This window comes from Novosphingobium sp. FG90 (assembly GCF_057808725.1).
Genome location: NZ_JBMDIO010000027.1, coordinates 22258 through 48094, shown reverse-complemented (window position 1 = coordinate 48094; position 25837 = coordinate 22258). Strand labels below are relative to the sequence as shown.

At 66.4% G+C, this 25837-nt stretch carries 21 protein-coding genes and 1 pseudogene; 11 read left to right on the top strand and 11 right to left on the bottom strand.

The window, feature by feature from the left end:
* Positions 1-16: 16 nt before the first annotated feature.
* Both ACODRZ_RS19690 and ftsE read right to left on the bottom strand, forming a co-directional pair.
* Complete coding sequence (locus ACODRZ_RS19690) at positions 17-865, bottom strand: cell division protein FtsX (RefSeq protein ID WP_488972321.1); 849 nt, start codon at positions 863-865, stop codon at positions 17-19.
* A 56-nt stretch (positions 866-921) separates the two neighbouring features.
* Positions 922-1635, bottom strand: coding sequence for a cell division ATP-binding protein FtsE (gene ftsE / locus ACODRZ_RS19685; RefSeq protein ID WP_488972305.1), 714 nt, complete (start codon positions 1633-1635; stop codon positions 922-924).
* 164 nt (positions 1636-1799) lie between these two features.
* Here ftsE and ACODRZ_RS19680 point away from each other — a divergent pair, with 164 nt between their 5' ends.
* Positions 1800-2684 carry a zinc-ribbon domain-containing protein gene (locus ACODRZ_RS19680; RefSeq protein ID WP_488972304.1) on the top strand — a complete coding sequence of 295 codons (885 nt, stop codon included), beginning with the start codon at positions 1800-1802 and terminating at the stop codon, positions 2682-2684.
* Between the two features lie 335 nt (positions 2685-3019).
* Positions 3020-4141, top strand: a pseudogene (locus ACODRZ_RS19675) (outer membrane beta-barrel protein); the annotation flags it as partial.
* A gap of 246 nt (positions 4142-4387) precedes the next feature.
* On the opposite strand, the gene ACODRZ_RS19670 reads toward ACODRZ_RS19675, so the two are convergent.
* Positions 4388-4984 (bottom strand): polysaccharide biosynthesis/export family protein, encoded by a 597-nt coding sequence (locus ACODRZ_RS19670; RefSeq protein ID WP_488972303.1) that lies wholly within the window; start codon positions 4982-4984, stop codon positions 4388-4390.
* A gap of 262 nt (positions 4985-5246) precedes the next feature.
* Here ACODRZ_RS19670 and ACODRZ_RS19665 point away from each other — a divergent pair, with 262 nt between their 5' ends.
* From ACODRZ_RS19665 to ACODRZ_RS19655, 3 genes are read left to right on the top strand one after another with little or no spacing between them, the layout of a single operon-like run.
* Positions 5247-7415 (top strand): GumC family protein, encoded by a 2169-nt coding sequence (locus ACODRZ_RS19665; protein WP_488972302.1) that lies wholly within the window; start codon positions 5247-5249, stop codon positions 7413-7415.
* Positions 7408-8550, top strand: a complete 1143-nt coding sequence (locus tag ACODRZ_RS19660; protein WP_488972301.1) for a glycosyltransferase — start codon at positions 7408-7410, stop codon at positions 8548-8550. Before ACODRZ_RS19665 ends, ACODRZ_RS19660 begins: the two co-directional genes overlap by 8 nt.
* 13 nt (positions 8551-8563) lie before the next feature.
* Entirely contained in the window at positions 8564-10030 is a 1467-nt protein-coding gene (locus tag ACODRZ_RS19655; protein ID WP_488972300.1) for a hypothetical protein, read from the top strand.
* Between the two features lie 4 nt (positions 10031-10034).
* Here the strand turns inward: ACODRZ_RS19655 and ACODRZ_RS19650 are convergent, their stop codons facing one another.
* Positions 10035-11504: a lipopolysaccharide biosynthesis protein gene (locus ACODRZ_RS19650; RefSeq protein WP_488972299.1), complete on the bottom strand. Its 1470-nt coding sequence runs from the start codon at positions 11502-11504 to the stop codon at positions 10035-10037.
* Between the two features lie 228 nt (positions 11505-11732).
* Between ACODRZ_RS19650 and ACODRZ_RS19645 the strand changes: the two genes are divergently transcribed.
* Entirely contained in the window at positions 11733-12608 is an 876-nt protein-coding gene (locus ACODRZ_RS19645; RefSeq protein WP_488972298.1) for a polysaccharide pyruvyl transferase family protein, read from the top strand.
* 108 nt (positions 12609-12716) lie between these two features.
* On the opposite strand, the gene ACODRZ_RS19640 is transcribed toward ACODRZ_RS19645, so the two are convergent.
* Positions 12717-13856, bottom strand: coding sequence for an acyltransferase family protein (locus tag ACODRZ_RS19640; protein WP_488972297.1), 1140 nt, complete (start codon positions 13854-13856; stop codon positions 12717-12719).
* A 36-nt stretch (positions 13857-13892) separates the two neighbouring features.
* Positions 13893-14984, bottom strand: coding sequence for a glycosyltransferase family 4 protein (locus tag ACODRZ_RS19635; protein ID WP_488972296.1), 1092 nt, complete (start codon positions 14982-14984; stop codon positions 13893-13895).
* Between the two features lie 158 nt (positions 14985-15142).
* Here ACODRZ_RS19635 and ACODRZ_RS19630 point away from each other — a divergent pair, with 158 nt between their 5' ends.
* Complete coding sequence (locus ACODRZ_RS19630; protein WP_488972295.1) at positions 15143-16282, top strand: glycosyltransferase family 4 protein; 1140 nt, start codon at positions 15143-15145, stop codon at positions 16280-16282.
* Positions 16279-17205, top strand: a complete 927-nt coding sequence (locus ACODRZ_RS19625; RefSeq protein ID WP_488972294.1) for a glycosyltransferase family 2 protein — start codon at positions 16279-16281, stop codon at positions 17203-17205. Before ACODRZ_RS19630 ends, ACODRZ_RS19625 begins: the two co-directional genes overlap by 4 nt.
* A 24-nt stretch (positions 17206-17229) precedes the next feature.
* Here ACODRZ_RS19625 and ACODRZ_RS19620 read toward each other — a convergent pair whose 3' ends face one another.
* The 5 genes from ACODRZ_RS19620 to ACODRZ_RS19600 form a co-directional block, all read right to left on the bottom strand.
* Positions 17230-19731 carry a putative Ig domain-containing protein gene (locus tag ACODRZ_RS19620; RefSeq protein WP_488972293.1) on the bottom strand — a complete coding sequence of 834 codons (2502 nt, stop codon included), beginning with the start codon at positions 19729-19731 and terminating at the stop codon, positions 17230-17232.
* Positions 19715-19852, bottom strand: a complete 138-nt coding sequence (locus ACODRZ_RS19615; protein ID WP_488972292.1) for a hypothetical protein — start codon at positions 19850-19852, stop codon at positions 19715-19717. The genes ACODRZ_RS19620 and ACODRZ_RS19615 overlap by 17 nt, the downstream gene beginning before the upstream one ends.
* Positions 19853-19854: 2 nt before the next feature.
* Positions 19855-20121: a spike base protein, RCAP_Rcc01079 family gene (locus ACODRZ_RS19610; protein ID WP_488972291.1), complete on the bottom strand. Its 267-nt coding sequence runs from the start codon at positions 20119-20121 to the stop codon at positions 19855-19857.
* Between the two features lie 110 nt (positions 20122-20231).
* Positions 20232-21338 (bottom strand): polysaccharide pyruvyl transferase family protein, encoded by a 1107-nt coding sequence (locus tag ACODRZ_RS19605; RefSeq protein ID WP_488972290.1) that lies wholly within the window; start codon positions 21336-21338, stop codon positions 20232-20234.
* The gene (locus ACODRZ_RS19600; RefSeq protein ID WP_488972289.1) at positions 21335-22201 is read right to left on the bottom strand and encodes a glycosyltransferase family 2 protein; all 867 of its coding nucleotides are present in this window, start codon (positions 22199-22201) and stop codon (positions 21335-21337) included. The genes ACODRZ_RS19605 and ACODRZ_RS19600 overlap by 4 nt, the downstream gene beginning before the upstream one ends.
* A 228-nt stretch (positions 22202-22429) precedes the next feature.
* On the opposite strand from ACODRZ_RS19600, the gene ACODRZ_RS19595 reads away from it, so the two are divergent.
* The 3 genes from ACODRZ_RS19595 to ACODRZ_RS19585 all read left to right on the top strand — a co-directional run bounded on the left by ACODRZ_RS19595 (position 22430) and on the right by ACODRZ_RS19585 (position 25803).
* Complete coding sequence (locus ACODRZ_RS19595) at positions 22430-23704, top strand: polysaccharide pyruvyl transferase family protein (RefSeq protein ID WP_488972288.1); 1275 nt, start codon at positions 22430-22432, stop codon at positions 23702-23704.
* Positions 23701-25137 (top strand): glycosyltransferase family 4 protein, encoded by a 1437-nt coding sequence (locus ACODRZ_RS19590; RefSeq protein ID WP_488972287.1) that lies wholly within the window; start codon positions 23701-23703, stop codon positions 25135-25137. The genes ACODRZ_RS19595 and ACODRZ_RS19590 overlap by 4 nt, the downstream gene beginning before the upstream one ends.
* Positions 25138-25365: 228 nt before the next feature.
* Positions 25366-25803: a hypothetical protein gene (locus ACODRZ_RS19585; protein ID WP_488972286.1), complete on the top strand. Its 438-nt coding sequence runs from the start codon at positions 25366-25368 to the stop codon at positions 25801-25803.
* The last annotated feature ends 34 nt before the right edge of the window (positions 25804-25837 follow it).

Genomic DNA, 25837 nt, shown 5'->3' with positions numbered 1-25837 from the left:
TAGGGGTTTGCGCCGGTTACAGCATCTTTCGCAGCGCGTGCAGCACGGTGAGCCGCGCCGTCAGCATGGCGAGCAGCGTCGCCAGCACCGGCACGACCGCAAGGATCAGCCAGTCGCTCCACACCAGCGCGCCGCTGTCGACCAGCCCCGCGCCCAGTCCCTCGAACCGCCGCCCCAGCGTCAGGATCACCACCAGCGCCAGCGCCAGCCCCACCGCGCCGCCGCCAGCTGCGTCATAGCCGATCGAGCGCTGGAACACCCGCGCCACTTGCGCGTCGGTGCCGCCGAGCAGATGGACGATCTCGATCGTGTCGCGGTTCGCCCCCAGCGCCGAGCGCGCCGCCAGCAGCACCGCCGCCGCCAGCGCGCCCGCCAGCAGCGCGACGATCACCATCGCCAAGACCTGCAGCGACACCATCGCGTCGAACACCGGCCGCAGCCAGTTCGACTGCGCATCGATCCGGGCGGACGGCGCCACCGGCGTCACCCGCTTGCCGATCGCCGCCAGTTGCGCCGCGCTCGCCGGGCCGTTCAGGCGCACGTCGATGAGCGCCGGAACGGGTATCGCCGAGCCGGTCGCCGCCGCGATGCCGGTGCCCAGCCAGGGTTCGATCAGCGCGTCCAATTCCGCCTGCGGAACCTGCCGCAGCCCCGCGACGCCGGGCATCGTCTTGATCGCCTCAACCGCGCGCGCGGCTTGCGCTTCACGCACGTCAGCCCGCGGCTCGATGATCTGGACGGTGACGCCGCCGTCGATCTCGGCCTTGGCCGCCGAAACCGCATTGCCCAGCGCCAGGCCCGCCGCGAGCGCGATCGCGGTCATCGCCACCATGATCGCGATGACCCAGGGCATCGGCCCGGACATGCGGCCCTGCGGGATCAGTTCGACCCGGCTTCCGGCGGTGAACCATCTACGCAAGCTCACGTCAGCTTCCTCGGCGGATAGCGCAGCGCGCCGGTCGGGTCCGAGAGGCGCCCTTTGTCAAGCCGCATGATCAGGCTGTCGGGCACCTTGCGTAGCAGGTCGAGATCGTGCGTCGCGACCACCACGGTCGTCCCCTGCCGGTTGAGCATCTCGAACAGACGGATCAGCTTGGCGGCCATGTCCGGGTCGACGTTGCCGGTCGGCTCGTCCGCCACCAGCATGGCGGGGCGGGCGATGACGGCGCGGGCGATGGCGACGCGCTGCTGCTCACCGCCCGAAAGCGTGGCGGGGCTGGCATCGATACGGTCGGTCAGGCCCACCCATTCGAGGATGTCGCGCACGGGCCCGGCGATGTCCTTTTCGGCATGGCCCGCCACGCGCAGCGGCAGCGCCACGTTGTCGAAGGCGGACAAGTGCTCGATCAGGCGGAAGTCCTGGAACACCACGCCGATCCGGCGGCGCATCACCGGCAGGCTTGCGCGCGGCAGCGTGATCGCGTCGGTCCCGAACATGCGGATCGCCCCGCGCGACGGCCGCTGCGCCAGATAGAGCAGCCGCAGCAGCGACGTCTTGCCCGCGCCGCTCGCCCCGGTGAGGAAATAGAACCGCCCGGCATAAAGCGTGAACGTCAGGTCGCTCAGCACCTCGCGATCGGTGCCGTAGCGCAGGCCGACATTGTCGAAGTGGATGATTTCCCCGTCGCTGGTCATGCTCGTCAAGGATCGTGTTGCAGAACTACTGTGTTCCAGTCGGGCCGAACGGGCGACTTCCATGCCTATAGCCATCCATGCATGTGGAAAAAAGAGCGTCATGGCGCGAACCCACAGGCGGGGTGCTTGTCGCGCGCGAGCAAGGCGTGCTTATGGATGCGATCATGATCATCGCCTGTCCTGCCTGTTCCACCCGCTACGCTGTTCCCGACAGCGCCATCGGCGTGGAAGGCCGGACTGTGCGCTGCGCCAAGTGCCGCCACAGCTGGTTCCAGGAAGGCCCGGAACTGGAGAGCGAAGGCGCCATGGTCGCTCCGGTCGAGGCAGAGGCCGGCGTCGCGCCGACTTCCCCGCCACCGCCTCCCTCACAACCGGTGTCGCAACCTGCGGCTCAGGCTGCCGTTCAACCCGTTTCCCCGGCCACCGTGCGACTAACGCCGCGCCCCGCCGTGGTGGTCCCGCGTGCACCCGAGCCGGCTGCCGAAGCTGGCCTTGCCGAGACCATGCCGCCACCGACACCTTCGCGGCGGCCAGGCCCAGTCTATTACGACGACACCTCCAGCAAGGCTTACGCGGACGAAGGCCGGTCAAGCTTCGACTTCTCGCCCCCGTTCCGTCCGCGCCGCAACTGGTCGCGTATCGGCACTTACGCCGCGATCGCCTTTGCCGTGGCGACGCTGGGCCTTGCCGTCGCCGTTGCGGTCGGCGGCCTGCCCGACTGGCTACCGATCCCGCGCGCAACCTTCAGTCAGGCCCAGCCCGACCTCAAGCTTGATTTCCCGCGCGGCCGCCAGGATCGCAAGCCGCTGCCCGATGGCACCGAGTTCTTCAGCGTCAGCGGCACGATCACCAACATAGGCTCCGAGACCCGCAAGGTTCCCTCGCTGCTGGTCGTCCTGCGAGACCGGCGCGAAACCATCGTCTATGCCAAGGAAGTGGTTCCCGCGAAGACCAGTCTCGCACCGGGCGAGACGATCACCGTCAACGAAGCGCTGACCGACATCCCCAAGTCCGCGTCCGCTGCCGAGATCGGCTGGAAGCCCGACTGACCTGAACGTCCTTCCTTCAGGAGGACGCGCTTGGCCCGTGACGAATGCATCAACCGTGACAAATGGTTCATTTGCCGCGCGCGCGCCATGCCCGCAAACACCGTCAAGAGGGCATTAACCCTCACGGGGGCACGAATCTTGAAGCGCGGGCGACCTTGAGACGAAGAGCGGAAAGCCGGCTGGGCCGAGCCGGAACGGGAGCGGCGCTGATGCCGTGCCTGCTGGGCCTGTTCGGCGCCTGTGCAGCACCGAACGCGCAGGCGCAGGACGCCACTGCGGACACTCTTTCCCCCGACACGGTGATCTCCGTCTAGAAGCGCGCCCGTCCCGAGTTCGATCCCGCACCCATCCGCTTCGGCGGCTTAGAAGGCCTGGCCTCTGCCGAAGCGCGTATCGCCTGGGACAATAACATCTACGCCACCCACGGCGACAAGGTGGACGATGCGCTATCGACAGTGTCAGGCAGCTTATCCGTGCGCTCCACCTGGAGCCGCCACGCCTTCTCGCTGGACGCCGATGCCGCGCTGGCTCGCGGATTGTCTCAAACCAACGAGGATACCGAAACCTACCGCACCCGGCTCGGCGGCCGCCTCGATCTGGGCACCCGGACCCGCGTCTCCGCCCGCGCGGGCTATTCGCGCGCCTACGAAGCGCGCGGCACGATCGGTGACACCACATTGCGCGGCCCGCGCATCGCGTACAACGCGCTGGAACTCGGCCTGGAGGCCGAGCACACCGCAGGACGCCTGCTCCTCGGAGCGCAGGCAGGGCTCGATTCCTACCGCTACGCGCCCTATCGCACCGACAGCGTACAAATCGGCCGCGGCGACCGCGACTACCGTACCTGGAACCTCGGTGCGAGTGCGGGCTATGCCGTGGCGCCCGGCATCGCGACATTCGTAGAGGGCAGCTACAATCAGGCGCACTATCCGGACGATACGAGCGCGTTCGACCGCAGCTCCGGAGGCTGGTCGCTTCGCGGCGGCCTCGCCTTCGGGGTCACGCGCCTGATCCGGGGCCGCGTCGCGATCGGCTATCAGGACCAGCGCTACGACGACCCGGCCTTCCCCCGTATCAAGGGGCTCGACTTCAACGCCGGTCTCGAATGGAGCCCGACCCGCCTGATGACCTGGACGATCGAGGCACGCCGGTCGATCCAGCGCTCCCCGATCATCGGCGTCGCCGGCATCCGGCGAAGCCGCTACGGCGCTCGCCTCGACTACGAAGCGCGGCGCAACCTGATCCTGTGGGGTCGCCTCGATCGTACCGCCAGCGAATATGCGGGGACCGAGCGCAGGCAGAACGATCTCTCCGGCTCCCTCGGCACGGACTGGCTCCTTGGCCGCAAGTTGCGGCTTGCAGCACAGGCGGGCCTGCAGCGCACCCGCAGCGACGGCGTCGGCGGACGGAAATTCGATCGCAGGCGCCTTTCGGTGTCGCTGAAGTACACGCTATGAATGCGCCGCGCTTTTCAAGCCCAGTGCCGACGATCGACCCGCGAGGCTTCGCAAAGACATGTCCCCGGATACTTGGCGGCCGCACGGTGCTGCTGATCACCCACCGCCCGGCAAGTCAGGCGTTGGACGACAGGCTGGTCCGCCTCTAAGGCGACCGTCGAAAGCGGTGCGAACCTGTCCATTGCGACCAAGCCCGTGCAATTCACGCAATTTTTTCTTGCTTACCCGAAGGACCCATTCACCGGGTCAGAAGTACCGCTCCAGAACACGTATTGTATCGCCCGGCATGATCACGACGACCTGCCGTGCGTTGAGTTCGACCGACTTTTCGGCCGGCTCAGGCGTGCGACGAAGGTTCACACGGCGCGCATTGGCGCGGTAGCTGAACCCACCCGCCGCCGCCACTGCCTGTTCGATCGACATGCCTGCGACATAAGGATATTGGCCGGGCCTCTGGACTTCACCCAGAATATAGTAGGGCCGGTAGTTGAGGACTTCGACGCTGACTTTGGGGTCGGTCATGTAGCCATCCGCGATCCGGTCCGTCAGAATGCGCGACAAGTCCTCGACCGTCCGTCCGTTGGCATCGACAGTCCCGACCAGCGGAAAGGCGATCCTGCCCGCGCTGGACAAAGCGTACTCACCGGAAAGGTTGGGCTCGTTGTAGACGGTGACGCGCACCTTGTCGCCCGCGCCAAGGCGGTACGCCTCCAGCCCCATGCGTGCTTCAGCCGCACTCAAGGGCACGGCGCCCGAGGTGGCGCATCCCTGTACGAGCACGGCCAACATGCTCGCCACGACGGCACCGATGATGCGCCGATGCGGATTGCAGACCTTCGTCACTTGCCCGAATCTCCATTTCGCCATGTCGTGTACCGAGTAAAGCGATGAGAACCGGATCGCAGAAAATACTCCAATTACAAAAATGAAATTCTCATAATAAAGAAATACTCACTCAAATAACTTTAACTAATTTCAAATTTGAAACCGTTACATTTTTGAAATCATGCAACTGATCCTTGCGCGCCCGACCTAAACCGGCCGAAATTGCACCCGATTCCAGCAGGCCATTGCAGCGCCGCCGGAAAACAGGGGTGGTATCAGCGTGAATCAACCTATCGTCCTTGCGCCGCCGCCCGGCGCCCTCGTTGCCGCGTCACGTCCAGCGACCGTCGCCGACTCGCCCGACCGGATCGACCCCGGCGCCTTGGCGGCCTTTCTGCGCCGCCGCTGGCCGATCTTGCTGGGAGCGCTCCTCACATCGCTCGCCGCCGGTTTTGCCGTAACCACGACCCAGACGCCCACCTACCTTTCGACCGCCGAGGTCACGCTCGACCCGAAAGTCGAACCGATCGCCCCCCTTACTGACGAAGACCGCCTCGCTGCCCAGGGCGGCATGGGGGAGACCTGGATCGACACGCAAGTGGAGGTGATCACATCCAGCGCCAACGTGGCGGCCGTGGTCGATCGCCTGGCTCTTGCCCGCCGCTTCGCCACCGACGGGCGCAGCGCCGCCGAAGCGCGGCAGGCCGCGATCGACTATGTCGCAGACGGCGTCTCCGCTTTCCGCTCCGGCGCGACCTACACGCTCTCGGTCAGCTTCGAGAGTGAGGATGCCCGGGAAGCCGCGCGCATCGCCAACGCCTTCGCTGCGCAGTACACGCAAGGCAGCGTCACCGAGAAGGATGCTGCCGACACTCGTGCCCTGCGCGAAATCGGCGCACGGATGGACAAGGCAAGCGCACAGGCCTCCGCCGACGCCGACGCGCTTTCCCGCTACCGCCTCGCGCACGACCTGCCGAGCAGCAGCGACCGCTCGCTCACCGAACAGGAAATCTCCGCCTACAACCAGGAAGTCACCTCAGCTCGCGCACAGGCGGCGGAAGATGCCGCCCGGCTGGCGACCGCGCGCCAGCAACTCGGTTCGGGATCGAGCGGCGAGGACGTGGGCGAATCGCTCGGCTCGCCGGTGATCGCGTCCTTGCGGCAGCAGCAGGCCGCCTATGCCGCCGAGATCGCAGCGCTTTCCGGAAAGTACGGCCCTCGCCACCCCGACCTCGCGCGCGCGCGCAATCAACTCGCATCGGTGGATGCCCGAATCGCCGAGGAGATTGGTCGCGTGGTGTCGAACCTCTCCGCCCGTGCGGCGGTTTCCGAGCGTCGCCTGGCCTCGCTCTCTGGTTCGCTGCACGCATCCGAAGGCGCCCTGCGGCGGGACAATGTGGCCATGGTCGGACTCCAGGACCTCGATCAACGGGCACAAGCCTCGCGCCAGCTCTACGAAAGCTACCTCGGCCGCTACAGGGAACTCGCCGCCCGCATCGGCATCCGTCAGCCCGAAGCCCGGGTGCTCCATCCGGCGCAGCCCAGCGGCAGGCCGGCCCGCCCCGACGTCCTGCTAAACATGGTGCTGGCCGGCGCGATCGGCCTCGGCCTCGGCCTTGCCTGCGCCATCGCGGCGGAACTGATGTTCAGCGGTTTTGCCACCGGCGAGGAGATCGAGGCACGCCTGGGACTGCGCTACTTGTGCTCGATCCCCGAACTCGCTTCGGTCACGGGTCGCAGGGCGCAGGCCGACCCTGTCGAGGCGGTCGTCGATCAGCCACGCTCGGCCTTCGCAGAGGCATTCCGAAACTTGCGTGCCTCGATCGCCTTCGCAGTCGAGAACCCACGGATCATCGCGGTGACTTCCGCCTTGCCCGCCGAGGGCAAGACGACCGTGGCCCTGTGCCTCGCCCGGTCGATGGCGGGCGACGGGTCCAAGGCCTCGGATGCGATCCTGCTCATCGACTGCGATGTCCGACGGCGCGGCGTCAGCCGGTGGGTCGGCGGCACGCGCGAAATCGGGTTGCTGGAAGTGCTGCGCGGCGATGCCCGGCTGGAAGACGCGATCGTCACCGACCCGCACACCGGGCTGTCCATCCTGCCGCTGAGCGCCGCACGCGAAGAAGACCACGCGCTGCTGACCGGTCCCGCGATGGACGCCCTGCTCGCCACGGCCGCACAGGGTTTCGATGCCGTCATCATGGACACCGCGCCGGTGCTGCCGATGGCCGATGCCCGGCTGCTGCTGGGGAAGGCCGACGCCGCCGTCATCGCGGCGCGCTGGCGCCGGACCCCGGAAGCCGCGCTCCGCTCGCTGCTCCGGCTGCTTCCGGAAGGCGCGGTCGGCCTTGCCGGGGTGATCCTCACCCGCGTCGACGTGCGCAAGCAGGCCGCCTTCGGCCTCGATGAGAACGCATTCTACAAGGCGTATAAGGACTACTATGCTTAACCTGCGCCCGGTTTCGGAGGACGGCGACGACAGCCTGCTCCACCATGTCCGCCAGCGCTTCCGCAAGGTGGCGATCGTGCACTACTGGCTGGTCACGATGCGCGGCGGGGAGCGGGTGATCGAACGGCTGCTGCGCCTTTTCCCCGAAGCCGACATCTTCACCCACGTCTACGATCCCGCGCGCGTCTCGCGCACGATCGCCGGACGCAAGGTGACCACCAGCTTCATCCAGAAGCTGCCCGGAGCGCGCAGGCACTACCAGAAGTATCTGCCACTCATGCCCATGGCGCTCGAGGAAATGGACCTGCGCGGATACGATCTGGTCATCAGCAGCGAGAGCGGACCGGCCAAGGGCGTCATAACCGATCCTGACGCCCTGCACTTGTGCTACGTTCATTCACCGATGCGATACTTGTGGGACCACTACCATCAGTATCGCGAGGGGACCGGACCGTTGAACCGGGCGGTGATGCCCTTCCTGTTCCATCGCCTGCGCACCTGGGACGTGGCGTCCGCGTCGCGCGTCGATCGCTACGTCGCCAACTCGCACTTCATCCAGCGCCGTATCGAACGCGCCTGGCGAATGCCCTCGACCGTGGTGCACCCTCCGGTCGACGTGGACCTGTTCGCCTCTTCCCGCGAAGTCGACGACACCTACCTGTGGGTGGGCCAACTGGTGCCCTACAAGCGCCCGGACCTTGCAGTCGAAGCCTTCAACCGCCTCGGCCTGCCACTGACCGTCGTGGGAGACGGACCCATGGCCACGAGCCTGCGCCGCATGGCAGGCCCCACGGTGACGATCATCCCGAGGCTCGATTTCGCGAACCTGCGCCGGCATTACGCGCGCTGTCGCGGATTCATCTTCACCGCCGAGGAGGATTTCGGGATCGTCCCGGTAGAGGTCATGGCGTCGGGACGGCCGGTGCTGGCCTTCGGGAAAGGCGGCGCTCTCGACACGGTCGTCGATCGCCAGACCGGGCTGTTCTTCAACGAGCAGACCGTCGAGGCACTGATCGAAGCGGTGTCAAGGTTCGAGGACTGGCTGCCTTCCTTCGAGCCCGAACTCGCCATGCTGCAGGCCCGTCGCTTTGCCCCCGCCGCCTTCGACGCCGGAATACTGCGATCGTTGATGTGACGGAAAGGCGGACATGGAACTGACAGTCATCGGGGCGATCGAACTGCTCATCGCGCTCGCCCTGTTCACCCTGGGATCGCTACGCGCGTTGTTCGTGCTGGTGATGGGCGCCACGCTGCTGGGCGGCTCGGCAGCGATCAACCTCACGGCGCTGGGAGGATCGTCGGTCTCGCCCGCACACTTCGCGCTGGGTTTCCTGCTGCTGCGCTGTCTGGCTCCGGGAGGGGTCGGTGCGGCCAGTCTCGGCTCGGCGCTGCGCGGCAATGTCTGGCTGATAGTCTTCGTTGCTTACGGCGTCCTTGCCGCGCTGCTGCTGCCGCATATCTTTGCCGGCGAGATCGACGTGACCCCGCTGCGCGGTCAGATCCGCGCCCGATACGGAACCCAGCTCGCCCGGATCCTCGCCGCCGAACCCTTGCGCTTCACGGCACAGAATCTGACGACCGCGGCATACATGGTCGGCACGATGACGATGGCCCTGGCGACCCACGCGGTGCTGCGTCACAGGCCGGATGGCGGGCGCATGCTGGCTCGCACCGGCGCCGTGATCGGCATCGTCCATGCGCTGTCCGGCTTTGCCGGTGTCGTCCTGCGCGGGACGCCTGCGGAAGCTGCTTTCCATTTCTTCCGCAACAACAATTACGCGCAGCTTGATCACGAATGGGGCGGTTTCGTGCGGATGAACGGCCTGTGGCCCGAAGCGTCCTCCTTTGCGAGCTTCGCGGTGGTCTGGTTCGTCTTCACCTTCGAGTGCTGGCTGCGCCGCGTCGAACCCCGATGGACCGGAGCGGCTGCGTTGCTTCTCGCCGCCGCCCTGATCATAAGCACTTCGTCCACGGCATACGTCGGGCTCGTGCTGTTCGGCGCGCTCATGGCGCTGCGCATCCTCACGACCCCGCGCGTGCTGCCTCTCGATCGGCTGGCGTGGCTCTCGCTCGCGGGCATCGGCGCCGTCATCGCCGCGAGCGCGCTGCTGCTGCTCGAACCTGCGCTTGCGGCAGCAATGCGCCGGCTGCTGGAGCACATGACGCTGGACAAGGCCGATTCCTTCTCCGGCAGGCAGCGGCTGTTCTGGGCGGGGCAAGGGATAACCGCGTTCGTCGCTTCGCATGGGCTGGGCATCGGCCCGGGCTCATTCCGCTCATCGAGCCTCGCCACGGCGATCCTGGGCTCGACCGGTATCGTCGGCTCCAGCGCGTTCGTACTCCACACAGTCCGGGCCGTCGCCCCGCTCGTTGCATCGACATGGAGCCGCAGCGGGGATCGCGATCGCGACGTCGCAGCCGCCGCGACATGGTCGGTCGTCGTGGGTATCGGCGTCGCTTCGGTGTCTTCGCCAAGCTGCGATCCCGGGCTCGCCTTTGCTGTTCTGTCCGGCAGTGCGATCGCGCTACGTGCAGGGGCCAGGCCCGGGGACCGGCATCATCCTGGACAAGATGCCATCCCCGGCCCATCGCCTTACCCGGCTGCTGCGGCCTGAAGCGTCAGGTCGGTTGCGGCTTCGGCCGCAGTCCCCGCAGGAAGGTTACGAGGTCCATGCGCCGCGAACGTCCCATGAGCGCCAGAACGACGGCCACGTAGACAAGCCCGCCCTGCGTCACCAGGAACGCGATGCGGGCAAATGCGCCCGGGCTCCGGGGGCCGCCCTGCACCGGCATCGTGTCGCCGGTCCCCCACACGACGATGCCCATGACCAGCGCGGCTCCCAGAGCAGGAGCGATCCCGCCCAGAACCTCTCGCGCAAGCACGCCGGTCGCGCGTTGCAGCAGCGCCAGTTGCAGCGCGAGCGTCACATAAGCCCGCACGACGTAGGCGACCGCGAACCAGACAAGCCCGTATGGCGCCGCGAAAAAGCAGAACAGCAGGGTCAGGGCGAGTTGGATGCCGGCCAGCCTGACCATGACCCCGGCCTTGCCGAGAACTGTCAGCGCCGGATCCGCGAAGAAATTCAATGCGAACGGCGGTGCCAGCAGGCACAGGACCCGCACCACCGGCACGCTTTCGTCCCACTGTGGGCCGAAAAGCAGGGGTATCAGCGCGTCGGCGAGGACGCCTATCCCGGCTATGGCGGGAAACGCGATCATCGCGCTGGCCGAAACCATCCGCACGTAGCCGCGCCGGAATGCCAGCATATCATGCCGCAGTTTGGCCAGCGTCGGCACTGCGACAGTGGCGAAAGGGTTGATCACACCCTGCGCGACGACTTCGATCGACTTCCAAGCCGTGCGATAGACGCCCACGCCTCCGGGTCCGATCACCCGCCCCAGGATCAGGTCCTGCGTGCGGTTGAGCGCCACGAGCAGCAATTGAGAGCCGGCAACGCCCGCCCCCAGCCGCCATTGTGACCGCAGCGTCGTCCACGATACGTCCAGCCCCGGCCGCCAGCGGAACGCATGCCAGGCGACGAGCGTGCCGATCACCTCGCTTGCGAAACGCTGCACTACCAGTGCCCAGACACCCCACCCCGCCTGCGCCGCCAGCAGCGCGAGCGCACCACCGATCACGCCCGCACCGAAGGAACGGATCGCCAGCGCACGATGGCCGAAGGCGCGCAATGTCCGGCTCATGTGCGAGGCGCCTGCCGCAGAAACCGGCACAACACAGCCAAGCGCCGCAATGACGGGCGCAGCCGCGGGGCTGCCCATGGCATCGGCAAGTGGATGGCGCAGCAGGAAACAGGCGATCGCGACCAGCACGCCCATGCCGAGGTTCCCCCAGAACACCGTGTCCGCAAGGCGCGGCGTGATCTCGGGCGCGCGGTAAAGGCTGCTCACCAATCCGCCCTGCGCGACTATCTTGCCCACTTCCGCCACGGCCAGGCCGACGATGAAGATACCAAAGGTCGCCGGATCCAGCCGATGCGCCAACGCGGCGAAGACCACGAAGCCGAACACCTGATCTCCGCCGAAACGGACGATGCTCCACCCCACGGCACCGGCGGCACGCCGGCTCAAACGGGTGCCGCCTGCAATTTCCGGATGCCTTGCCATACCGGACTTGAATAGAATTGCCGCAGATGAGATACAATACCGAGTTCATGTAATTGGGATTTGAATCGCGTGAATACTCGATTAAATTCTTTTAATCCGTCGATGGATCATCTCATAACGAGACTATCCTCGACGATCTCCCCTTACGTTTCTTCAAGATTTGCGCTCCTTGACTTCCCAAACCACGCCAATGTGGGAGATTCCGCCATCTGGCTGGGCGAAGTGCAACTGCTGAAAGCGCTCGGCGGGACAAGCCCCGGCTACGTCTGCGCCTTCCACAATTTCGACGAACAGGCCATGCGTGAAGCGGTGCCTGAGGGCACCGTATTCCTGCACGGCGGCGGCAACTTCGGCGACATCTGGAACCACCACCAGACGTTCCGCGAGGATGTGATCGCGCGGTTGCCGGATCGCCGGATCGTCCAGCTGCCGCAGTCGATCCATTATGGCGACCCGGCAAGGATAGACCGGACCGCCCGCATCATCGCCGCGCACCCCGACTTCACCCTGCTGGTGCGCGACGTTCCCTCCCTTGAACTGGCTCGCCGCCATTTCGACTGCACGGTGGAACTCTGCCCCGACAGCGCCTTCGCCATGGGCACGCGATCCGGCGCGGCTCCCTCCATCGACGTACTCGCCATGCTGCGCACCGACAAGGAACGCGCGCAAACCCACGGGCTTCCCGATCATGTTACGGTCGAAGACTGGCTGATCGACGATACCGCAGCCGTGCGCCGCGCCAAGGCGGGTGGCGTGATGCGCGCGTGGACCTCGCTTTCCCCCGCAAGCGCGCGTGCGTCCGCCTACGAGGCAGCGGCGCGCCACCGGGTCGAACGCGGATTTCGCCAACTGGCACGGGGACGCGCGATCTTCACCGACCGGCTCCATGTCCATATTCTTTCGTTGCTTCTCGGCCGCCCCCATGCCGTGCTGGACAACCGCTACGGAAAGATCGCCCGCTTCCTCGATGCGTTCACGCAAGAATCTTCGCTGGTGCACCGCGCGGAGGGCATAGACGAAGCAGTCGCCTGGGCACGCTCGGCAAGCGCCGGGCAGGTGGCGGCCTGATACTGGAACCCGATGCGCCTGGCTCATCGGGTTCCGCTCAAACCATACGAAATTTGAACATGATCACGATCCGAGCCGTCTGCCTCGCTGGATCGATATGACAGGACGCTACCCTGTCCGCCGATAGCGCGGTATTCGTTGCCCCAGTCGGCGCAGTGCCATATCGACTGCAGCGTGAAGCGGCGGCTCGAACCATCCGGCGATGGCGAGCGCAACCGCCACCGAACCTGCAGATGCGAGAATGAGTGCCGGAACGACGCCCAGTCGCGCCGTTGCCATCAGGATCGCACCGCCGACGTGGATATGCACGAGATAGAGCGGATAGGTCGCCAGCCCTGCAAGGCGCAATGCCTTGCCGAAGCGCCCTAGGATGGCCGCAACCTGCACCTGCCACCGGAACGCCGCCGCGATCGCAGCAGCTACGCAAAGCCAAAGCGCATAGGCCCAGAGCCAGTCGGCCGACAGATCGATGCGTGCGCCCATCTCCCATCGTGCCGCCGTCCGCACCTGCATCGCTGCGGCAATGACGCAGGCTATCGACAGGCCGAGGTCACGTAACCCGAGGCCGCTCCCGCCTAGCCGCGCGCAGAGCATTCCGAGGGTAAAGTATATGCCATGTTGCAGAAGCAGGAGCTCGCTGAGTCGCCCACCGGCGTCCATGACACCGGATGCCACGGCCGCCCAGTAACTTACGCTGACAACGCCCAGCAGCCAGCTCAACACGTCCATTGCGCGCGCGGGCGCTCCCGATGCGAGGATCGTCCAGACAAGGGCGTAAAAAGCCAGTTCTATCGGGATCGTCCAGAACTGGCCGATTATCCACGGCCCGAACGGTACGAAAACCATCGTCTTCAGCGTCAGCAAAATAGCCTGGGCCGGAGCAGTGCCGAACAGGAAAACCGCAATCGGCAGCGCGATGGCCACGGCGATGAGCACGGCAGGCAGCAACCGGGCTGCGCGGCGGCGCGCGAAGCCCCGTGCGCTGACCCCGCGTGTGGAATAGGCGATGACCGCCCCGGAAACGACGAAGAACACCTGCACACCGATCCAGCCGCACCAGTTCAACGCATAGCCTGCGGGAAATTCCTGTTGACGGCCAAGAACCGCATGCAGGCTGCTGCCTTCCAGCGCCCAGGCCTTGAAACCGAGGTGATAGAACACGACGAGGCTCGCCGCAGCAAAGCGCACGATGTCCAGTCCGTAGACGGGTTGTTTGCGGTTGGCATCGATAGCACGCGCTTCGCTCATGACGCACACATCGCCGGGCTCCCTTGCCGGGACAAATTAACTCCCGGTCATCGCTGCCAAGAGAGCATGAGCCTGATCGCGCCAGGAATAACGGGCAACGCGCTCGAAACCGGCCTGGCGCAAGGCGTCGGCTTGCCCGGAATTGTAAAGGACACGGCGCACCGCATCAACGATGTTCGCGCTGTCGAGCGGGTCGCAATAGAGCGCGGCGGGACCGCAGCGTTCCGTCATCGATGGGATCGCCGAGGCGATCACCGGGCAGCCATGGCTCATCGCTTCCAGCGGCGGCAGCGGCGATGCCTCGTAAAGCGACGGGAAAAGCAGGCAGGCGGCGCGGCGATAATAGCCCGCGAGGGTCTCCAGATCAGGGACCTGTCCGATGAAGTCGAGCATGTGCGCCACATCGGGAGCCACGCCGGCACGAATGGGCGCGAGGATGTCGTGGCTCGAACCCACCAGCACGGTCCGCACGCCGTCTTCCCGCGCGAGGTGCTGGGCGACCTCGATCACACGTTCCACGTTCTTCCTGCGTGACAGCGACCCGACATAAAGGACCATGCGCTCCCGCTCATGCCCTGCAGTCCGGTCAACCTTGTCGCGGGTCCAGGCGCCGTTCTGCAACGCGATGACGCGCGTGCGGCGATGCAGGCGACGCAGCCGTTCCGCCTCGGCATCGCAGACGGTGAAGAGGGGGGCGGAACGCCGCAGGAGTATCGGCAGGAGGGCGCGATGCGCTGCACGATAGCGCAGGGAATAAGCGCGCGGCAGGGACAGGTACGACACGTCGTGGATCATCACCGACAGGCGCTGGCCGCTCAGCGCAGACGCAAGCGGCGCGGTATTGCCCAGGCACAACAGGCGGCGACCGGCGACCATGCGCGGCAATACGAATTGCTCCCAGGCATGCCCGCTCACCCCGCCGCGTCGCTCCACCCGGATGTGGCGCAAGTCCAGGCTCGAGGTGTCCGCGTCCCGTTCGCAGGCAAGCGCCAAGCGCAGCGGCGTCTCCCCGGCCCCCACCAGCCGGTCCATCTCGGCCACGAGTGCGCGCGCAACCCGTTGCACGCCCGTCACCGGCTGCATGAGGAACCGCCCATTGATCAGTATCGCATCATCAGGCTGCGACATCGAAGCCCCCTTCGCTCCGCCGTGAATGGCCTGCCTCGCCGGTTCGGGGAAGATGGGCCGGCGCCGGGCGACCGTTAAAACTTGGCAAGGCCGAGGATCGGCCGTCGAGTTCGCTGCAACGCAATATTATGTTGCGGCTCGATTGGTCGGGAATTTCGATGCTGCCGGTATACATCAACGGGAAGTTCTACGCAGGCGGTCTCAATGGCGTTCACCGCGTCGCCGACAGGCTCGTCCGGGAGATCGATGCACGTCTGGGCGTTCCCGGCGCCCCCCGGGTGACCCTGCTGCTGCCAACGCGCCACAGTGGCGACTGGAAGCCATTGCTGCGCAACATCACGGTGCGCGAACTGGATGAAAGACCTTCGCAAGTCTGGGAACAGACAAGGCTGCCCACGCTTGCCGCCGACGGAGTTCTGGTGAACCTCGCCAACCTCGCGCCGCTGCGCCATCGCCGCAAGGTGACGCTGATCCACGATGCGCAGTTCCTGTTCCCCGACAGTTCCTATCCGTTGCGCCAGCGCCTTGGCTACCGGTTGCTGGCCCCGCGCATGGCCCGTTCGAGCAGCGCCGTGCTGACCGTCAGCGATTACTCGCGGCGCATGCTTGGCGTCATGGGCGTCTCCCCGGCCAGCCGCACGCAAGTGCTCTACAACGGCGTGGACCACATCCTGCAGAACGCGGCAGACGACGCGGTGCTTGCCATGCATGGCAAGAACGCGGCAGACGACGCGGTGCTTGCCATGCATGGCCTCGCCGCGCGCGGCTATGCGCTGATGTTCGGGAGCCCCAAGGCCTACAAGAACAATGCGGTGGTCCTTGCTGCCTATGCGCAGAGGGCACCGGCGGGCGTGCCGCTGGTCGTCGTGGGTGCGTCGCGCAATGCGTTGCTCGCTGCGGGGCTGACGGTGCCTGACGATGTCGTGTTCGTCGGCCCGTGCGACGATCGGGCCCTGCGCGCACTCTATGCCGGTGCACGGTGCGTGCTGTGCCCCTCGCGCACGGAAGGCTTCGGCCTGCCGCCGCTGGAGGCGATGCTCTGCGGCACGCCTGCCGTGGTGGCGCCTGCAGGCGCGCTCCCCGAAGTATGCCGCGACGCCGCGCTCTATGCCGACGTCGACGATCCGGCATCGTGGGCACAGGCAATCGCCGCGCTTGATCCGACCGGCCCTCTGTTCACGAGCAAGGTCGAGGCGGGGTATATCCGGGCGCGCCAGTTCACCTGGGCCCGCGCCGGGGCCGAACTGCTCGACATCATCCTCGCTCTCAGCGACCGGTCATCGCGGGAAGCGGCATGAGGTTGCTGCCCCCCCGCGTCTCCGTGATCCTGCCGTGCTACAATGGCGAGGCGTTCCTGCGCGAAGCCGTGCAATCAATCCTCGACCAGACGTTCACCGATTTCGAACTCGTCATCGTCGATGACGGCAGCACTGACGCTTCGCCGGTCCTGCTAGCCCGCATGGCGCAGGGCGACGAGCGTATCCGGGTGGTGCGTCAACCCAATGGCGGTATCGTGGCGGCACTCAACACCGCGATCGACCATTCGCGCGGAGAATACATCGCGCGCATGGACGCGGACGACATATCCTTTCCAAAGCGTCTCGCATTCCAGGTCGCCTGGCTGGACGACAACCCGCAGACCGTCATCGTCGGCGGCCAGGCCGTCGCGGACCGCTACCCCACTTCGTCCAGCACGCGCACCAGCGGCGGACGCCACGGTATAACCGACCTGTCCGTCTTTCCTCCGCGCGTCGCGGTGTCCATGCATCCGCTCATTATGATCCGGGCCGCAGCGCTCAAGGCCATGGGCGGATACCGCAACGGCTACCGCCATGCCGAGGACTATGACCTGTTCATTCGCGCCGGAGCCTTCGGCCGTATCGACAATCCGCCGGTGGACGTTCTGTTCTATCGTCGCCACCAGGGCGCGATCTCGCTGGGAAATGTCGAGGAACAGGAACGCTCCGCCGTCCGTGCGGAACTTGACGCGATCACGCGGACCGGCGGTGTCCGCCCCCCTCGCCTGGTGGTGGATGCCTATACACGGTTGCGGATATTCCGGCGCTACCGTGCGATCTCGCGGGAGAGGACGCGGGCAATGCGGCCGGCCATGCTGGTGAGCCTATGCGGCGTGTTGCCCGCTGCGCTCGCTTCCGCCCGCTTCCGCCGCCTGCCGCTGTTGATCGGGGCCGCCCTGTTGCGGTCGCTGCACACCGCCTGAGGACAGCCCCGCCCCATCCGTTCGTCAGCCGGCCTGCAACGCCAGCGTCGCCGCGACCCAGTTCGAAGTCGCCGAGATCGTGTATGCGGCGGGATCCTCCGTCCCCGACGCCAGCTTCCAGGCGGTCGCATTCGTCGATTGGCCGCTCGCGCTCGATACGCGCGACGCGAAGCCGGAATAGCCGGCCGGCCCCGACGCAATGGTCGCCGTCCCGTCCAGCGCGAGCGCCGCGATGTACAGGCTCGCACCGCTCCAGTTCGGTGTCAGCGCGGGCGGGTCGGCGGCGACGGCATTGCCGCGCGCATACGTCGAGATTTCGACCGCACCGTTCGCACCCGTCACCCGCATCACCCGCGTCACCGCCTGCTGCGAGCCTGACAGCCCGACGTTGAGCACCCTGCCCCCCTCGGTCCCGTCCGCCGTCCTGGTGAAGATCGCCAGGAGGTGCTGGTTGGAATTGGCCGCATAAGCGGCGCGCTGGGTCCATGCGCCTGCCGTCGTGTTGTCCCATGCGACGGTGACGGTGCCGTCCACGCTCATCACCGCGACCAATACGTCCCCCGCATTGACGGTCGCGGGCATCGCGACGGTCACGGCGGTGGCATCGGCCGCGTTCCAGCTCTCGGTCTGATCAACCACCTCGATCGTCGCCGACGCCGCGACGGTCAGGTCGAAGCTCGCCTGCGCCGCCGCGCCGAGGCTGTCGATCACGTGCAGGATCACGCCGGGCGTCGTGCCCGATACTGTCGGCGTGCCCGAAATCACGCCTGTTCCACTATCAAGCGACAGCCCCGCCGGCAGCGGCGCGGAGGCCGATCCCAGCGAAAACGTGAAAGGTCCTGTCCCCTTCACCAGCCGAGGAACGTAACCCGCGTAGACGAGCCCCTGCTGCGCCGGCCGGGCGACATATTTCAGCGTGAACGGGATCGCCTCGTAAGCCGCCAGCAAATGCGCGGCGCGGGCACCGGCATGGACCTCGTTCGGATGGACCCCGTCCGAGGAATTCGCAGTCATCGCCATGCCGCGCCCTGCGTCGGTCTCCGCATCGGACAGCACGAAGCCCGCATCGCTCGCCACGAGGTCGACCGCATCGAAGCAGGGCAGGCCGTCGTCGGCCACCGGGTTCGAGCGCAGCCAGGCATTCCACGCAGCGCGCGCGCTTTCCTGCGCTGCGGTGAAACTGGTGTCCGCATAGGCTTCCTGCCATACCACCATCGAGAAGCCATAAGTCCGCAGCCGCGCGGCCATGCTTCGCGCCTGGACCTTCATCGCCTCCACCGCCGAGATCGCGGTCGCGGCGTCGGTCACGTATGTCTTGATGTCGTTGTGGCCGTAATCCGCAAAGTAGACGTTCGACACGCCCGGCGTGACGAAAGCCGCCGAGACGGTGTCGAAATCGTTGTAATGCTGGTCGAGCCGGTGCCCGGCGATGCCGATATTGCGCAACAGCACCGAGGCCGCCGAGCGATGATGCATGGCCGCCGTGATCGTGCGGTTGTTCGCGCCCCCGGTGCCGAACACGATGCTGTCACCGCCGCCGAGGAAGGATAGCGTCGCAGGCTCGCAAGTGCCGAACACCGCCTTGAGCACGGCCTTGATGCCCGTGACTTCGGCTTCGGACGGAGCCGCGCCGTAGACCACGAAACCGCGCCAGTCGGTGCGCCCGCCATATTCGATAGCCTCGCCCACTTCACCCCCGGCGTTCAGCGTCGCAGCGGCGGCGGGGGGATATGTAGCGGTCTGCTCATCCCGATGGACGACCTGTCCGGAAGCGCTCGACACGAGACCGAGCACCGCCATGTTGTTTACGCCCAAAGCCTGCGCATTAGTGGCCGTGGCCGGGATCGAAGCGCTGGCGACCATCGGCTGCATCGCGAGATTCCCGGCAGTGCGCGGACTGGTGAGGCCATAGTCGGTAGTCGTCGAACCGAACGCCCAGTAACCGCAGGTCGCGGCCTGCCCCGGCGTGCGCGCAGCCATGAACACCGCACAGTCCGCTCGGGGTATGGCCAAAGTCGCAGGGATCAACATCGGACAGTCGGTATCGTAGTTGGTGACGGTCGGACCGCCCTCGCCCAACCACAGGGAGGGTTGCGCGGACGTGCTTGGCTGCGTGAGGTGACGGCCCCGCCCGGTCTGGTCATAGACGATCGCGACGCCCAGCGTGGACGTACCCTTGAAAGCGGCCGCAGCCTCGGCATCGAGCGCCTGGCCAACGAAGCCGATGTCCAATTCAGCGCCATCCGAAGCGCGGCGTACCCGCAGGGCCGGGCCGTCGTACCCGGCGATGAGCTTGCCAAGGCCGTAAGCTCCAGCAAGCGCGGCATGGGCCGGAAGCCAGGCACCCTCCACAGGATCGGACACCGCGCCGGTAAGCGTGACGGCGTACTCCACCGCTCGCGCCGACTGGCCCAGTCCGGCACTCTCCCGGATCAACGCGACCTGGCTCGTTCCCGCCGACAGGGCGACAGCGGCGGTCAGGCTGTTCCCGGAAAGCGAAAGGTTGGCATCACTGCCCGAACGCAAGGCGAAGGTCGAATCGACACCAAGCGGAGCGCCCGAGCGTCAGCAGCGCACCGCTGCCGGAAACGGTCCGCGCGCGGTTGACGACGCCGCCGGAGCGACCGCCGGAAACGAGACGAACCATGCTCATGCCTCCCCGACGAGGTCGGCGGCGGTGGTGCCCGTCGCCCGCACGTAAAGGGCGCGCACGGCAACGAAGCTGGCATCGGGAAGGTTGCGATAAGTCACGTCGCTCGTGCCGTCGATGCCGCGCAGAACGATGTCGCCGCCGGTGCCGACGTAGATGCCCTTGGGCACCAGCGCCAGTTGCTCGGTATCGCTCGGCACGATGGCGTAAGGCGCGCGCGAAGGGGCGAAAGCGGCGTCGGATTGGGTCTCGAAAGGATCGGACATGGCATGCTCCGGCTGGATGTCGACAGAAACCGGCACGACTCGTCACGCACCGATGTTCGACTTATGTTCCATCCGATTCGCTGTAGGAAAGCGGTTTGTAACCACCGCCGTCACAAGTTGCGGGCGGCTTTCAACGCAAGCTCCTGCCGGGTTCGGGCGCGCAGAATGGGATCGAACGCCAGCGCCGCCTCGACACATGCGGGCACCCCCGTTCGATCCTCTCTGGGCACTATGGGTACGGCAAAATGGTCGGCCACCACCCGCACCTTGGCAGTCCCGTCCTCCACCGCGAGCGCGGCAGCATCCGCCAGCATCGCGAAGATCAGCGCATGGAGGCGATTGGTGACCACCAGTGCCGCCTCCCGGTACAACTCAACCAGCTTGGCGAGGTCGTAACCGTCGAGCACGACGATTTCCCGATCCGGCCAACGCGCGACCAGACGGGCAGCCGCGGCTTTGTCCATGCTTGGGCGCGGATCGTGACAGGCGATGACCAGTCCTGCGTGCGGCAGGCGATGGAAAGCCTCGGCTACCACGGCGTCGAGGGCCGCGCCCTCGATCGACCGCTCCTCGCTGCTATCGGCGCAAGGTGCCACGACGATCCATCGTCGTTCCCCCTGTCCCGGCGTGATCGCATGCGCGCCGACCGTAGGCAGGAATACCATGTCGGCGTGCACCGCCTGCGCCTTGCCCGGAAGCAACCGTGCCAGATTGCCGCCGGAGCCCTCGTCCCGCAGGTTCACCAGAGGACACTGCGCCAGAATCGCGCGCCACAGGATCCGTCTCAACGGCGAGCGGATGGTGCTCACGCCAAGCCCGCGGGTGACGAGCCCGCCCCCGCCCAGCCGCGCGCTGACGACCGCAAGCAGCAGGCCGACCAATCCCGCGATCGAGACATTGTCCCGCACCAGTTGTCCGCCGCCGAGCACAACCTGGCATCCGAAAGCCCTGCCCGCGAAGCCCATCAGCGTGCGCCCGGAAACCAGTTCACCGCCGGCCTCAGCCACCTGCCGCTCCACTTGCGCCGGAAGCGGCGCCCAGCGGCGCACGATCCCGCCGCGCCCACCGGTCAGGGCGAGGTTCTGCAGCAGCAATTTCAGATCGCCCAGGTTATGCAGGTCGCCGCAGACGAACACCTGCCGCCGCGCGCGATCGCGGGACCGCTTGCCTGTCGTATCCAGTCCCGCCGTATCGGAGGATGAAGCCAGCGCGCTCACATTTCGAGAATCCGGCGAGGATCGACCCGTCCACGCAGACAGTCGAGGATCGCGATCATGTTACCCAGCAGGCGGCCACGCCGATCGATCGACGGCTCCGGCCACAGACTGCGCCATGCATTAGATACGAGGTTCTGGACCATCAGGCGATTGCCGAAGGCGCGTCGCATCGTTCCCTTGCGCTGGAGGTAGACCACGTTTGCGACCTGCGAATAGCCGAGCCGCTTGCCGGACGTGCGCCCCCCGCTGACGCCGAGGTGCACGCCGGTCACCTCGCCGGTCGAGACCTGCCGTCCCTTGCGCCCGAGCCGGTTGGTAAAGTCGATATCTTCCTGCCAGCCATAGAGAGGCAGGTTTTCGTCGAAGCGCATGCCCCGCGCCGCGCTCATTCGGATGGCCATGTTGCAACCATAGAGTTCATGCCGGTGCCGCATCGGGGCGCACACCTCCGCGCGGTTCGCCAGGATCGCCCTCGCCTCCTCGACCGTGAAACCGCCATGCCGCACGCCATCCGCGCACAGTTCGCCGGTTATGCCAACCATGTCCGGATGCGCGCCGAACAGCGCCTCGACATGCGCGATGTAATCGGCGGCAGGCACGAAATCGTCGTCGAAGAACACGACGATGTCGGCGGCGTCCTCCAATGCCTCCAGCGCACGGTTGCGCTGGCGACAGAGCCCCTTTTCCGAGAACAGCACACGGGCCTCACCCCGCGCCTTGTCGAGCCCGGCGACGTCATCCGGTCCGACGGTAACGACAAGAACACCATCGGCGCGGCGCGTCTGTTCCGCCAGAAGATCGACTGTCTGTCGTACCACGTGCGCGCGGCCTATGGTTGCGATCACGACATGGATGCTGGGCAACCGACTATCCCTCGCATTTCATTTCGACAAGCGCCGAAGTCGCACAGAAAAATGACCCCGGACTCCATTCGATGCCCGATCCAATACTTTACCTTGCCTCGACGATAGGACGGGTCTCATCGACATCATCGTTAAAATGCATTCACCATCTGCGCAGTGCAGATGCGTTCTGTTAGGCCGCGCTCCAAGGTTGAATTTTGTTAGTCCCGGCGATGGAGCCCCTGACGCATGTACGCCTCGCCCACCGCCATCCGCCCGGCCTCGTCGCCGGACGACCGTGTGCAAGGGCAAGCCTGCGCGCTTTCGCGAGTCGTCCTGCTGAACGTGAAGTACAGTCCCAATCTCGGCGACGGGCTCTTGAGCGAATGCCTGGAACGGGAACTCGAGCGGGCACTGCCGGGCTCCAAAGTCGTCTCCGTGGATCTCGCGGGACGCACCGCTTATCCATCCGGACATGGCCGGATGCGCGGGATCGCGCTTGCCTTCCTCGAACGAATGCCGGCCAGCTTGCGCCGCTTCACGGCCTGGATCATGCTTCGCCTCGTAATCGCACTGCGACTGCAGCGGCACTACAGGGCTGGTCTCAAAGGCGCCGAAGCGGTCGTCGTGGGCGGAGGCAACCTCCTGACCGACGCCGATCTCAACTTCCCGATGAAGATTGCCCGAGCACTGGCGCAGGCCAACGGTCTTGGATTGCCCGTGGCGATCTATGCCGTCGGCGTATCCTCGAAATGGTCGCGCCGGGGTTTGCGTGTCTTCACGCAGGCGCTGGAACGGGCTGGGCCGATCTGGACCTCGGTACGCGATGCGGCATCGCAGCGCGCCTGGCAAAGGCACTTCGCCGGTCGGGCAGTCCTCCTCCCGCTGCTTGCGGTCGATCCCGGAGTGCTCGCCAGTTGCCACTACCCGCAAAGCCTGCGCCGGCCCGGTGCCCGCAAGGTCGGCGTGTGCATCACCGATCCGCTGGCCGTGCGCTATCACAGCGACCCGGCCTGCAGCGCCAATCTGGAACAGTGGTATCCGGCAGCCCTCCGGTCACTGGTGGAGCACGGCTTCGAGGTCGTCCTGTTCACCAACGGCAGCCCGGAAGACCGTGAGTACCTGCACCGCCGACTTCATGACTGGGTCCGCCACGCCAGGGGACCGGTCGTGTTCGGTCGATCCTTCGAAAGCCCCGCCGATCTCGCCGCGCTGGTGTCGGGTTGCAACGCGATCGTCGGTCACCGGATGCATGCATGCATCGCGGCCTATTCCTTCGGCGTCCCCGCGATCGGGCTGCGCTGGGACGAAAAGCTGGACAGCTTCTTCCAACTGGCCGGCCGCGACGAGCATATGCTGGATCCAGCCAAAGTCGCTGCCGGGGAACTGGGTGCCCGCACCGCCGCCGCGATCGCCGACCGGTTCGATCCCTCCCCCCTCATCGCCCGTGCACGCGCGGACGTCGACGCCTTCGCGGCCTGCCTGCAAGCCAGCGCGGGCCGTGGATCGGGAGCCAGGCCATGATCGATCGCATCGTCCAGATCAACGATCTCAGCGATCCGAAAGGGGGGGCCAGCAAACTCGCGGTCGAGGCCGCCGCCGGGCTCGCGGCACGTGGCCATCGCGTCACCTTCATGACCGGCGACGACGGGACAAGCCCCGCATTGGCCAGCGCGGGAGTGGATGTCGTGGCCCTGGGCCAGAAGCGGCTCAAAGCCGGCGGGCGTCTGCGCGCAATGGCGAGCGGCCTGTGGAACCGGGCCGCTCATGCCATGGTCAGGAGCTGGATCACCGCCAACGACACCCCGCGAACCGTGTACCATCTCCATGGCTGGGCGCAGATCCTGTCTCCGTCTGTGTTCGCGGCTCTCGATCCAGTGCGGGATCGGCTGGTCATTTCGGCGCACGACTTCTTCCTCGCCTGCCCCAACGGTGCTTTCGCCTGGCTCAAGTCCGGAGAAATATGCCCGCACACGCCACTGTCCCGCTCCTGCCTCGCGACGCCGTGCGACCGCGACGGCGCGCTGCACAAGGCATGGCGCAGCGCCCGCCAGGCCATTCACAAGCAGGCATTTCGACCAAAATCCTCACCGCCGATACTCGCAATTCATGCGGATATGAGCGATTTTCTCACCCGAGGCGGTATTCCGGACGATGCGATCGTCCCTCTCCCCAATCCCGTCGTACCGTTTTCCCGCGAACGGATCTCGGCAGAACACAACCGCGAAGTCCTGTTCGTCGGGCGCCTGGAAGACACCAAGGGCGTCGATCTTGCCGCGAGGGCGGCCGCGAGGGCCGGTGCGCCGCTGACAGTGGTGGGTGAAGGCCCGCTTGCCGATCGTGTCGCCGCGCTGCACCCGCGCGCACGTCTGTTGGGGCGCCGTTCTCCCGCGGAAATCAGCACTATCGCGGCACGGGCGAGGATGCTGGTGATGCCGAGCCGTTATCCGGAACCGTTTGGACTCGTCGCGATCGAGGCCGCCTGGAGCGGGCTGCCGGTCATTCTGGCCGAAACCGCGCTGCTCGCTGCGGACATCGTCGATTGCGGAGCCGGAATCTCCGCCGATCCGCGAGACACGCCGCACTTTGCCGCCGCGATCCGCCGCCTGATGGACGATGACACCGGTACACGGGTGATGAGCGAGGCGGCCTACACCTCGACGCGCGCGCTCGCCTTGACGCCGCAGGTTTGGGTCGATCGGCTGGAGGCCATCCTGCATGAACGGATCGAACAGTCCGCCACCTTTGCTCAGTTGGCGAGCGCGACAATCCCCGCCCAGACCGCAAGACTGAACAAACCGGCCAGCAACCACCACTTCCAGACGATCGGCGTCGCACCGACGGGTGCGACCCTCGGCCGGACATGTGATGAGGCAGACGACTGTTCTGCGACGCCGCGTTCGTCCTTCGGGTCATCCCCCGTCATGATCAGCAATTCTCGCCATGCAACGTCGTAATACCAGTCCGATAGCCACGAATTCGGCTGCGTTTCTAGCATGGCCCCGCCGTGCGGTCGAGCCACGCAGAGCCTGCAACGCTGCAATCCATCGATCAGGACCGCAGTGTTCGGCAGATCGGACAGCGAATGCTCAACATCGTGCGACTGCCCGCCTCGACCGGCTCCTCGATGCCGGCTCCTCGCGGCGCTAAACCCGATCTTCAGGATTTGCCGCTAGGGGAAAGCCATGAGCTTTCTCGCAGTGACACCCCGGCATCTGGTAATCGCGGCAAGAGCGGCAACGCCCCTTTGCCTTGGCAGCCTTGCCTGGGCGGCGCTCCGGATGGACTGCTCACCTTTCGGCGCCGCCACCGGGTTCGTCGTGAGCGCATGCGTCCTGCTGACGGGCGCGCCGAGGACGCGGGCCGGCGACCTCGTCGGTGCACTGCTGGTGTTCGTCACCTTGCTGGAATGCATGCACGCAACGCAAACCGGCAGCCTCGACGACGCACGCTGGCGGGCTTGCGTGGCGGCAGCTGGCGCCATGGTGCTGCTGCTGAAGGTCCAGCACTGGCGCGCTCTTGCCCGGCAGGATGCGTATGTTCCGCTGCGCCATCTCGAACGCCGCAAGGCGCTCCTCGGGCGAACGAAGTCCTTCTCCGGCCCCATCCGCCGACAAACCTGATCCCCGGTCTGCGTCTTCCGGCATCGGGCCGAAA